Origin of the sequence: Streptomyces sp. NRRL F-5727 (assembly GCF_000719555.1) — a bacterium.
GTDB lineage: Bacteria > Actinomycetota > Actinomycetes > Streptomycetales > Streptomycetaceae > Streptomyces.
Genome location: NZ_JOGX01000113.1, coordinates 1 through 10,628, shown reverse-complemented (window position 1 = coordinate 10,628; position 10,628 = coordinate 1). Strand labels below are relative to the sequence as shown.

Annotated in this window: 10 protein-coding genes; 1 reads left to right on the top strand and 9 read right to left on the bottom strand. The window is 73.4% G+C overall.

The genetic code is table 11. The features are described from left to right. Window positions 1-69: 69 nt before the first annotated feature. From IF73_RS0136305 to IF73_RS0136270, 8 genes are all read right to left on the bottom strand, one after another. Window positions 70-1,614, bottom strand: a complete 1,545-nt coding sequence (locus IF73_RS0136305; protein ID WP_051717701.1) for a glycoside hydrolase 43 family protein — start codon at window positions 1,612-1,614, stop codon at window positions 70-72. Beyond that, window positions 1,611-2,456 (bottom strand): PmoA family protein, encoded by an 846-nt coding sequence (locus IF73_RS0136300; protein ID WP_031015594.1) that lies wholly within the window; start codon window positions 2,454-2,456, stop codon window positions 1,611-1,613. The genes IF73_RS0136305 and IF73_RS0136300 overlap by 4 nt, the downstream gene beginning before the upstream one ends. Then, on the bottom strand, window positions 2,453-3,625 hold the full coding sequence (locus IF73_RS0136295) for a Gfo/Idh/MocA family protein (RefSeq protein ID WP_031015592.1): 1,173 nt from the start codon (window positions 3,623-3,625) through the stop codon (window positions 2,453-2,455). Before IF73_RS0136295 ends, IF73_RS0136300 begins: the two co-directional genes overlap by 4 nt. Window positions 3,626-3,630: 5 nt before the next feature. Further along, window positions 3,631-4,551: a carbohydrate ABC transporter permease gene (locus IF73_RS0136290; RefSeq protein ID WP_031015590.1), complete on the bottom strand. Its 921-nt coding sequence runs from the start codon at window positions 4,549-4,551 to the stop codon at window positions 3,631-3,633. Then, the gene (locus IF73_RS0136285; protein WP_031015587.1) at window positions 4,548-5,486 is read right to left on the bottom strand and encodes a carbohydrate ABC transporter permease; all 939 of its coding nucleotides are present in this window, start codon (window positions 5,484-5,486) and stop codon (window positions 4,548-4,550) included. Before IF73_RS0136285 ends, IF73_RS0136290 begins: the two co-directional genes overlap by 4 nt. 127 nt (window positions 5,487-5,613) lie before the next feature. Beyond that, entirely contained in the window at window positions 5,614-7,347 is a 1,734-nt protein-coding gene (gene araD / locus IF73_RS0136280; protein WP_031015585.1) for an L-arabinonate dehydratase, read from the bottom strand. Continuing rightward, window positions 7,344-8,246 carry a dihydrodipicolinate synthase family protein gene (locus IF73_RS0136275; protein WP_199806783.1) on the bottom strand — a complete coding sequence of 301 codons (903 nt, stop codon included), beginning with the start codon at window positions 8,244-8,246 and terminating at the stop codon, window positions 7,344-7,346. The genes araD and IF73_RS0136275 overlap by 4 nt, the downstream gene beginning before the upstream one ends. A 2-nt stretch (window positions 8,247-8,248) precedes the next feature. Next, complete coding sequence (locus IF73_RS0136270; protein WP_031015582.1) at window positions 8,249-8,908, bottom strand: GntR family transcriptional regulator; 660 nt, start codon at window positions 8,906-8,908, stop codon at window positions 8,249-8,251. Window positions 8,909-9,221: 313 nt separating this feature from the next. On the opposite strand from IF73_RS0136270, the gene IF73_RS0136265 reads away from it, so the two are divergent. Continuing rightward, window positions 9,222-10,076, top strand: a complete 855-nt coding sequence (locus IF73_RS0136265) for an alpha/beta fold hydrolase (RefSeq protein WP_031015580.1) — start codon at window positions 9,222-9,224, stop codon at window positions 10,074-10,076. A gap of 63 nt (window positions 10,077-10,139) precedes the next feature. Here IF73_RS0136265 and IF73_RS0136260 read toward each other — a convergent pair whose 3' ends face one another. Continuing rightward, window positions 10,140-10,376: a hypothetical protein gene (locus IF73_RS0136260; protein WP_031015578.1), complete on the bottom strand. Its 237-nt coding sequence runs from the start codon at window positions 10,374-10,376 to the stop codon at window positions 10,140-10,142. Window positions 10,377-10,628 lie beyond the last annotated feature (252 nt).

Genomic DNA, 10,628 nt, shown 5'->3' with positions numbered 1-10,628 from the left:
GGGGATGGGGGTGGTGCGTGGGGGAGTGCGGGCCCGCCCGGGTGGGGCGGGCGGTGGCGGCGGTCGGCGCTAGCCGGTGTGGGTGCGGAAGCCGGTGAACACGCCCGTCCCGGCGTGCCCTTCGCCCTCCGGGGCGGCGGCGAACAGGCCGAGCAGGGCGCCCACCCACCGCCAGGGGGTGGCCGCGAACTCGGGGCCGAGCCGGACGGGTCCCGCGCCGGCGTCGTAGGAGAAGCGGCAGCGGGCGTCGGCGGTGACCTCGATCCGCAGCAGCACCCCGTCGGTGCCGAGAGGCACGGCGCGGGCCGCGTCCCGCTCCCGGTCGGCGTTGCCCGGGGCGAAGCGGTGGACGAGCCGCGGTCCGCCGTCGGCGTCCCGTTCGAGGCCGATCCAGGCGTACGCGTCGCCGAGCACGACCAGTCCGGCCCGTGCCCCGGGCGCCGTGGACTCCAGCCGCAGCCGGACCTCCACGGTCCGGGCTCCGGCGGGCAGCCGCTGCGTGAGCACGTGCGGTACCGACCGCAGGTCGTCCGCCCGCCCGGTACGGACGCAGGCGAGCCGCAGCCCCTCGCCGGGGTGCGGACTCGTCCACCCCGCACCGGGGTTGGCGGTCCACGACCACTGCGGCCCGAAGACGCCGCCCGGGAAGGAGTCGTCCACGGCCGGCCGGGCCGGGGGACCCGACGGCAGGTCGGGCTTGCGGTGGACGCGCACGGGGGAACCGTCGTCGCCGAGGACCGGCCAGCCGTCCGCGTCCCAGCGCATCGGCTGGAGGTGGACGAGCCGGCCGTGCGCCCCGGTCTGCTGGAAGTGCAGGAACCAGTCCTCGCCCGCGCCGGTGCGTACCCAGCCGCCCTGGTGGGGGCCGTTGACGTCGGTGTCGCCCTGGGAGAGGACGATCCGCTCCTCGTACGGGCCGAAGAACGAGTCGGCGCGGAAGGCGCCCTGCCAGCCGGTGGCGACGCCGCCGGCCGGGGCGAGGATCCAGAAGCGGCCGTCGTGCCGGTACAGCTTGGGCCCCTCCAGGGTGAACCAGCCGGGGATCAGGTCGGCGTCGATGAGCGTGCCGCCCTCGTCGAGGACCTTGGTGCCGTCCGGGCTCATCCGGTGCCCGGTGATCCGGTTGTTGAAGCCGGCCCGGGACTTCGCCCAGCCGTGCACCAGATACGCCTCGCCGGTCTCCGTGTCCCACAGCGGGCACGCGTCGATCAGCCCCCGGCCCTCCTTCACCAGGTGCGGCCGGGTCCAAGGCCCTTCGATCGACGCCGAGTTGATCTGGAAGACGCCGTGGTCGGGGTCGCCCCAGAAGATCCAGAACCGGCCGTCGTGACGGCGGAGGGACGGCGCCCACACCCCGCAGTCGTGCCGGGGACCGGTGAACGCCTCCTCCGGTTCGAGCCGTTCGAGCGCGTGTCCGACGAGCGTCCAGTTGACCAGGTCCCGGGAGTGCAGCAGCGGCAGTCCGGGGGCGCGGCCGAAGCTGGAGGCGGTGAGATAGAAGTCCTCGCCGACCCGGACCACGTCCGGATCGGACCAGTCCGCCGCCAGGACCGGGTTGCGGTACGTGCCGTCCCCCAGGTCGCCGGTGACCTCGGGCACCACGGCCCCGGTCATGTCGCCACCGCCTTGCGGACCAGGGCGGCGGCGCCGTCCCGGTCGAGCCGCCCGTCGGCGACGACGGTGACCACGCGCCGGACGAACGTCTCCCCGGCCGGGACCGCGAGCCGCTCCTCGTACGCGAGGGAGGAGCCGACGCCCGGGTACTCGGCGGCCCGCACGAACCAGGGGTCGCGCCGGGTGGTCCCGGTCGCCCCGGCGAAGACCAGGCTCCAGCCGTCGCCGCACATCGCCACCCAGTCGGCGCGGGCCCCGTGCACGGCCTCCTCGCCGTCCGCCCCGGGCCCGAACACCCGTGGCGCCGCGGCCTCCTTGGGGGCGCGCCAGAAGAAGCCGCCGTAGGCGGCGCCCGGGCGTCCGTTGGTGGCCGGGCTGCCGACGGACAGGTCGCGGCCGGAGACGTTGGCGACCGAGAAGGTCAGGTCGAGGGCCCACGCCGTGTCGGTGAGCGGGACCGCGGCGACCGTGCGGTGTTCGGCGAACAGTCGCTCCCCTCCGGCGGTCCAGCTCACCTCCTCGACGAAGCCGTCCGGGTCGCACAGCTTGAAGCCGTCGTGCCGCTGCACGCCGTGGTTGTCCAGCTCGACCGAGCCCCGGCCGCGGACGAAGGTCCGACCGCCCCAGAAGTTCCGCCCCTCGACGTCCGGGACGGCGATCCCGACGCCCAGGTGGTGCACGTGGTCCTCGGGCAGCACCTCGGTGACGGCCCGCCCGGCGAGCGTGGTCACCGGGTGCAGATAGGGGCGCGGGGAGTGGTCGGCGGCGAGCGCCGGGCGGGTCACGCAGTGGGCGACGGCGCGGCCGGCGGCCCGCAGGACGACGGTGTCGGCGGTGCTCATCGGACCTCCGCCGGGGCCGGCGACGCCCAGGGGGCGCCGAGCTCGGAGTAGAGCCGGAGCTGTTCGGCGCTCGCGGCCACCAGTGCCTCCACGCCCGCCACGACCCGCCGTTCGGCGCTCTCGCCGGGCTCGGTGCGCCAGTGGGCGGCGGGCAGCGGCAGCGGGTCGGGCGCGGTGCGGACCGCCTCGACGACCCGCATGAACGCGCCGGTGGCGTTCGGCGGCACGAGGAGCGGGGTGCCGCCGGTGACGTGCGCGACCAGGTTCTCCAGCAGGTCGGTGCGCCCGTAGGTGATCTCCTCGGGGCCGTGTCCGGCGCGCTGGAGCAGGATCCGGTCCTCGCGGTACCAGAAGGTGATCCGGCCGCGGCTGCCGTGCACCACCACGTACGGCTCGCCGGTCTTCTCGGCGCAGAGCGTCGCCGCCACGGTCACCGGCGGTCCGGCGGCGGTGGTCACGCGGACGGCGGAGGTGTCGTCCGACTCGATGGCGTTGGCGTGGAAGAGCTCGGTCTCGATGCCGGTGACGTCCTCGGCGCGGGTGGTCCCGGCGAGGGCGAGGGCGGTGGCGACGGCGTGCGCCAGCGGGTTGGTCAGCGCTCCGTCGACGACGTCGAGGCCGTCGAGCCGGCGCCGGCCGGCCCAGGGCGCGCGCCGGAAGTACGCCTCGTCGCGGACCCAGGCGCCGGCCGCGCCGACGCCCCGGACCTCGCCGATGGCGCCCCGCTCGATCAGCTCGCGGACGGCGGGCACGGCGTGCGAGCCGAGCGACTGGAAGCCGATCTGGCAGGCCCGGCCGGTCTCCGCGACCCCGTCGGCCATCCGCCGGAACTCGGCGTACGACGGGGCCGGCGGCTTCTCCAGGAGGATGTCGGCGCCGTGCCGGGCGGCGGCCAGCGTCATGTCGGTGTGGGTCTGGATCGGGGTGCTGAGCACCGCCAGCCTCGCGCCGGTGGCGGCGAGCAGCGCCTCGAAGTCGTCGGACTGGGCGGGGTCGCCGAGTCCGTCGAGCTCGGCGGCGTCGAGCGGGCGCAGCTCGCAGACGCCGGCGAGGCGGACCAGGCCGAGCCGTTCGAGCCGGTGGATGTTGAGGAGGTGGCTGCGGCCGTGGCCGCGGGCGCCCGCGAGGACGACGGGCAGGGGTTCACGTACGGACTGGGGTGCGGGCATGGGGCTCATCCCTTCACCGCCCCGGCGCTGAAGCCGGTGACGAGCCACTTCTGGATGAAGGCGAAGACGATCACGACGGGGACGGCGGCGATGACGCCGCCCGCGGCGAGTGCGCCGAGGTCGACGCTGTCGGCGCCCATGAGGGTGTTGAGGCCGACCGGGATGGTCTGCTTGCTCTGGCTGCTGAGGAACATCAGGGCGAAGAGGAAGTGGTTCCAGGCGTGCACGAAGGCGAAGGAGCCGACGGCGACCAGACCGGGCCGCAGCAGTGGCAGCACGACGATCAGGAAGGCGCGGAACCGGTTGCAGCCGTCGACCCAGGCGGCCTCCTCCAGGGAGGGCGGCACGTTCCTGATGAATCCGCTGATGAGGATCATCGACAGCGGCAGCTGGAAGACGGTCTCGGCGAGGATGACGCTGCCGATCGAGTTGATCATCCGCAGTTCGGCGAAGATCTGGAAGAGCGGCACGAGGAGCAGGGCGCCCGGCACGAACTGGGAGCAGAGCAGGGCCAGCATGAAGCCCTTCTTGATCCGGAAGTCGAAGCGGGCGAGGGCGTATCCGCCGGCCAGCGCGACCACCGTGGTGCTGATGAGCACGGCGACGCCGATGAGCAGGCTGTTCTGGAAGAAGATCCCGAAGCTGCGCTCGGTCCACACCTTCTCGAAGTGCTCGGTCGTCATCGGCCAGGGCAGCAGCGAGGTCGAGCCGGCCGGGCGGACGGAGAAGAGGAAGATCCAGTAGAAGGGGACCAGGGTGAAGACGAGGTAGATGCCGAGCGGCAGGTAGATCTGCCAGCGGGGGACCTCGTCCCAGGCCCGGTGCCGCTTGCGGGCGGCGGCGGGCGGGGTGTTCCGCGGCGGCTGCGCGGGGCCGGTGGCCCCGGTGGCGGGGGCGGTGCGGGTGGGGGTGGCTGCGGCGGTCACTTGCTGTCGCCTCCGAACTTGCTCAGGCGCAGGTAGACGATCGAGCAGAAGAGAAGGATCACGAACGCCACCGTGGTGAGGGCGGAGGCGTAACCGAAGTTGTGGGCGTCGACGCTGGTCTCGGCGACGTAGAGCGGCAGGGTCGTGGTGACGCCCGCGGGTCCGCCGCCGGTCAGCGTGTAGAGCAGGTCGACGTTGTTGAACTCCCACACCGCGCGCAGCAGCGTGGAGAGGACGATCGCGTCCCGGATGTGCGGGAGCGTGATGTGGAAGAACTGCCGCAGCCGGCCCGCCCCGTCGACCTCGGCGGCCTCGTACAGGTCGCCCGGGACGGACTGGAGGTCGGCGAGGATGAGGATGGCGAAGAAGGGCACGCCGCGCCAGAGGTCGGCGACGATCGCCGCCCAGAAGACGGTGCCGGTGTCGGAGAGCAGCGAGGTGCCGTACTCGCCGATGCCGAGGTCCGCCAGATAACGGGTGATGCCGGTCTGGGAGTTGTAGAGCAGCACCCAGATCGCGGAGGTGAGCACGCCCGAGACGGCCCACGGCGAGAAGACCAGGGCCCGGCCCAGGGCGCGGCCGACGAAGGTCTGGTTGACGATGAGGGCGAGCGCCAGGCCGAAGAGGAGCTGGAGCGACACCTCCACCACGACCCACTTGAGGCTGAAGGTCAGGGTGCCCCAGAAGTGCGGGTCGTCCGTGAAGATCTTCGTGAAGTTGTCGAAGCCGGCGAAACCGTTCCGCCAGGGCTTCGTCGGGTTGTAGTGCTGGAGGCTGTAGTAGAAGACGCTCAGCACGGGGTAGGCGATGAAGCCCAGCATCAACAGCCCCGCGGGCGCGATCAGCAGGTACGGCAGCCGGCGGGGGGTCGCTCCCGTGCGGCGGCGCCCCCGTGCCGTGGCGGCGCGGGGCGGTTTGGTCACAGCTGTGGCCATGACGGCGGCTCCGTTCTCGGGCGGGCGGTGCGAGGGTTCGGAAAGCGCTTTCTATCAGAGGTGAAGCGCTTCGCGAACGATGTTCGATATCTCGAACAGATCGGGCGGTGAGGGGGGACGGCGGGGTTCAGCCCGCGTAGGGTTCGGGCGTCGTCCCCGGCCGGGCCAGGAACTCGAAGTCGCAGCCGGTGTCGGCCTGGGAGATCTGCTCCATGTACAGCGCGCCGTAACCGCGCTCGTACCGGGCCGGCGGCGGGGTCCACCCGGCCCGCCGGCGCTCCAGCTCCTCGTCGCCGACGTGCAGACGGAGGGAGCGGGCCGCGACGTCGAGGGTGATCGTATCGCCCGTACGGACCAGGGCAAGAGGCCCGCCGACATGCGATTCCGGCGCCACGTGCAGCACGCACGCCCCGTAACTGGTGCCGCTCATCCGCGCGTCGGAGATGCGCACCATGTCCCGCACCCCCTGCTCCAGCAGGTACTTCGGGATCGGCAGCATCCCGTACTCCGGCATCCCCGGACCGCCCTTGGGACCCGCGCCGCGCAGCACGAGCACGTGGTCGGCGGTGATCCCCAGCGCCGGGTCGTCGATGGTCCGCTGCATCGTCCTGTAGTCGTCGAAGACGACGGCGGGACCGGTGTGCTTCAGGAACCGCTGCTCCATGGCGACGTGCTTGATGACCGCCCCGTCCGGGCACAGGTTGCCCCGCAGCACCGCGAGCCCGCCCTCGGCCGCCAGCGGCCGGTGCCGCTCCCGGATCACCTCGTCGTTGTGGACGAGCGCCCCGTCGAGCTGCTCCCGCAGGCTGGCGTGGGAGACCGTCGGCCGGTCCAGGTGGAGCACGTCCGCGATCCGCGACAGGAAGCCGGTCATCCCGCCCGCGAAGTGGAAGTCCTCCATGAGGTACGCCCCGCCGGGCCGCAGGTTCGCGAGCACCGGCACCGTCCGCGCGATCCGGTCGAAGTCGTCCAGCGTCAGCTTCACCCCCGAGCGCCCGGCCATCGCGATCAGATGGATCACCGCGTTGGTCGAACCGCCGAGCGCCAGGACCGCGGCGACCGCGTCCTCGTACGCCTCCCGGGTCAGCAGCCGCGACAGCCGCAGGTCCTGACGGACCAGCTCCACGATCCGCATCCCGGACGCGGCGGCCATCCGGTCGTGCCCCGAGTCCACCGCCGGCACCGAGGAGGCGCCCGGCACGGTCACGCCCAGGGTCTCCGCCGCGGCGGTCAGCGTCGACGCCGTCCCCATCGTCATGCAGTGACCGGGGGAGCGGGCGAGCCCGTTCTCCAGCTCGGCCATCTCGCAGTCGCCGATGGTGCCGGCCCGCCGCTCGTCCCAGTACTTCCACATGTCCGTGCCGGACCCGAGGGTCTCCCCCCGCCAGTGCCCCGGCAGCATCGGACCGGCCGGCACGAACACCGTCGGCAGGTCCATCGACGCCGCACCCATCAGCAGCGCCGGCGTCGTCTTGTCGCAGCCGCCCATCAGGACCGCCCCGTCCACCGGGTACGAGCGCAGCAGCTCCTCCGTCTCCATCGCGAGGAGGTTGCGGTAGAGCATCGGCGTCGGCTTCTGGAAGGTCTCCGACAGCGTCGACACCGGGAACTCCAGCGGGAAGCCGCCGGCCTGCCACACCCCCCGCTTCACGGCCTGCGCGCGGTCGCGCAGGTGCACGTGGCAGGGGTTGATGTCCGACCAGGTGTTCAGGATCGCGATGACCGGCTTGCCCAGGTGCTCCTCGGGCAGATAGCCGAGCTGCCGGGTCCGCGCGCGGTGGCTGAACGACCGCAGCCCGTCGGTCCCGTACCACTGGTGACTGCGCAGCTCGTGCGGCTGCTTCGGCGCCCCGTCCGTCATATCGGCCACCCGCCGGCGATCGCCGCGACCTCGGCCCGCGCGTCCTCCGGGAGCTCCCGGCTCGGCGGCCGGATGTCCCGGCGGCACAGCCCCAGCGAGGCCAGCGCCTCCTTCACCACGGTCACGTTGTCCGCGTTCCCGTTGGCGGCCCGCAGCTCCTCGAAGCGGCGGATCCGCTCCCACACCTTCATCGCGGTCCCGTAGTCTCCGGCCCGCAGAGCTTCCAGCATCTCCAGGGAGACCGCGGGGGCGACGTTGACCAGACCGGAGGTGAAACCGGTGGCGCCCGCCGAGAAGTACGAGGGCGCGTACGGCTCCGCGAGACCCGCCACCCACACGAACCGGTCCAGGCCCGCGTCCCGGGCGAAGCCGGCGAACCGGGCCGCGTCCGGCACCGCGTACTTGACGCCGACCACGTTCGGGCAGGCGGCGCCCAGTTCGGCCAGCCGCGCCCCGCTCAGCTGCGGGTTGCGGATGTAGGGGACGACGCCCAGCTCCGGCACCGCCTCCGCGATGGCCCGGTGGTAGTCGACCCAGCCGCTCTCGGAGACGTACGGGTGCACCGGCTGGTGGACCATCACCATGTGCGCCCCGGTGTCCCGGGCGTGCCGGGCCGCCCCGACCGCGGTCGGCAGGTCGTGCCCGACGCCGACCAGGACCGCGGCGCGGCCGGCCGCCTCCGCGACGGTCGCCTCGGTGACCGAGCGGCGCTCGTCGGGGGTGAGGGCGTAGAACTCGCCGGTGTTGCCGTTGGGGGTGAGGGTGCGCACCCCGCCGTCGAGCAGCCGGCGCAGCAGCGCCCGGTGGGCGGCGGAGTCCACCCGGCCGTCCTCGGCGAACGGCGTGACCGGGATGGCCACGACGTCGGCGAGGGCGGCCCGAAGGGTCTCGAAGGTCATCGTCACTCACTGTCCAGGGGGTTCAGGGGGTTCTCGGGGAAGGCGCGCTCCACGAACGAGGCGATGTGGGCGTGCACCGCCCGGCGTGCCCCGTCCGCGTCCCCCGCGGCGGCGAGCCGCAGGATCTCCTCGTGCTCGGCCGCCTCGCGGTCCCAGGACGGGACGGCGGCCCAGGCGACGGTGGAGACGAGCGCGGCCTGGTCGCGCACCTCGTCGAGCATCCGCCCGAGCAGCGGGTTGCCGCAGGGGAGGTAGAGCGCGCGGTGGAACGCCCGGTTGGCCAGGGAGCGTTCGGCCGGGTCCTCGGCGGCGGCGGCCCGGGCGAGCGCCTCGTGGGCGTCGTCGAGCGGCGCACCGGAGGCGACGGCGCGGCGGACCGCCTCCGGCTCCAGCAGCAGCCGGACGTCGTACACGGCCCGGGCCATGTCGGCGTCGACCATCCGCACGGTGACGCCCTTGTACTGGCTCATCACCACCAGTCCGCTGCCCGCGAGCGTCTTCAGTGCCTCGCGCACCGGTGTCTTGGACACCCCGAAACGCGCGGCGAGTTCGGCTTCCACGAGGGCCTGCCCGGGTCTGAGGCCCCCGGTGAGGATGTCGTGCTTGATCGCCTCCAGGACGTACTGGGTCCTGGAGGGGATGGGGCTGGGGGCATAGGGCATGGCGCACTCTCAGATCTCATGTATCGCGTCTCATATATGACGTACGAAGTGCAACGGGCATGAAGCTAAGGGGGCGCTGGTGTTTCGTCAATGCTTCGCGCAGGGTGGATAGAAAGCGTTTTCTGCCTGTGATGGTGGAGCGGTCCCGGGACGGGCATCCGAGCCGGCGGCCTCGGGCGCACGCCCCGGCCGGGCGGCGAACCCCCGTCCGGACACGGCGCGTTCGACCGTGGCCCAGACGGCGGCCGGACGGGACGATGGACGGGACGACGGACGGGTACGACGGCGGCTTCGAACGAGCGGGGGCAGCACCATGACGCAGGGCGACACCGGTGACCGGGCGGACTTCCTCGCGGCGTACGACGCGATGCTGCGGCGCTGGCCCGCGGACGTCACCAGCATCGACGTGCCGTCGCCGTACGGCAGCACACGGGTCCACGTCTGCGGTCCGGAGGCCGGCGCCCCGCTCGTGCTGCTGCCCGGAGGCGGCACCACCTCCATGGCGTGGTTCCGGAACGTCGAGGACCTCGGCCGCCACCACCGCGTGTACGCGGTCGACGTCATGGGCGACGTCGGCCACAGCGTCAACGACGGGACACCGCTGCGCGGCGCCGCGGATCTGACGGCATGGCTCGACGCGCTCCTGGACGGACTCGGCCTCGGGGAGACGCGGCTGTGCGGCCACTCCTACGGCGCCTCGATCGCCCTCCGCTACGCGCTGCGCGCACCCCGCCGCGTCAGCGGACTGGCCCTCCTCGACCCCGTCAACTGCTTCGCCGGGCCGAGCCCCCGCTATCTGCTGCGCGCGCTTCCCACGCTCCTGCGCCCCACCGTCGCGCGACAGCGGGCCTTCCTGCTGTGGGAGACCGGCCGGCCCCCCGAGGACCCGGGGTGGCAGGACTTCCTCGACAGCACCACGACGGCGGTGCGATCCAAGGTGGTGGCCCTGCGCCGCCCCTGGCCGAAGGAGCTGAGGGCCTGCACCGTTCCGACCCTGGTCGTCCTGGCCGGACGCAGCCGGACCCACGACGCGCGACGGGTCGCGGCCAGGGCCCGGGCCCTCCTGCCCGGGGCCGACGTCGCCGTCCTCCCGGACGCCTCCCACCACACCCTCCCCACCGAGCGCCCGGCCGAACTCAACCGCCTGCTGGCGCGGTTCCTGGCCTGACGCCGGACACCGGGACGCCCGCCCCGGCAGGCGGGGCGGGCGTCCCGGTGCGCAGGGCGCGCGTCAGCGGTTCCCGATCGTCCAGACCGGATCCCAGCCCCACCAGGAGGGGGCCACGTCGGGCGCGGTCGAGGGGTGGACGACCGTGCCGGCCGAGTCGGAGAACCTGGCCACCGTGCCGGCGGTCCGGTGGTTCCTGAAGCCGCCGCCTTCACCGCCGTCGCCCCAGGAGGACAGCGAGCAGGTGGTGCAGTCGTACGGGTCGAAGACCTTGTACGTGCCCCGGGCCGGGTCCCACACGTGGGCGCACAGCCGTCCCGTCGGCAGCTGTAGGTGCCGTCGCCGACGTAGCGGACGCGTGCGGCGGTCGGAGAGATCGCCGGCGCCGTCGCCGTCACGCCGACCTCCGCCGGTGCGGCGACGGACGCCGTGAACCGCCTCGCCCGGTCCGGCGAGTCGTCGTGCCCAGCGGACAGAAACTGACCTGTTCGCGGTCCAGCATGGCCCCATGACCGAGAACACCGAGCGCCCCGAGCCCACCCCCGCCACCCC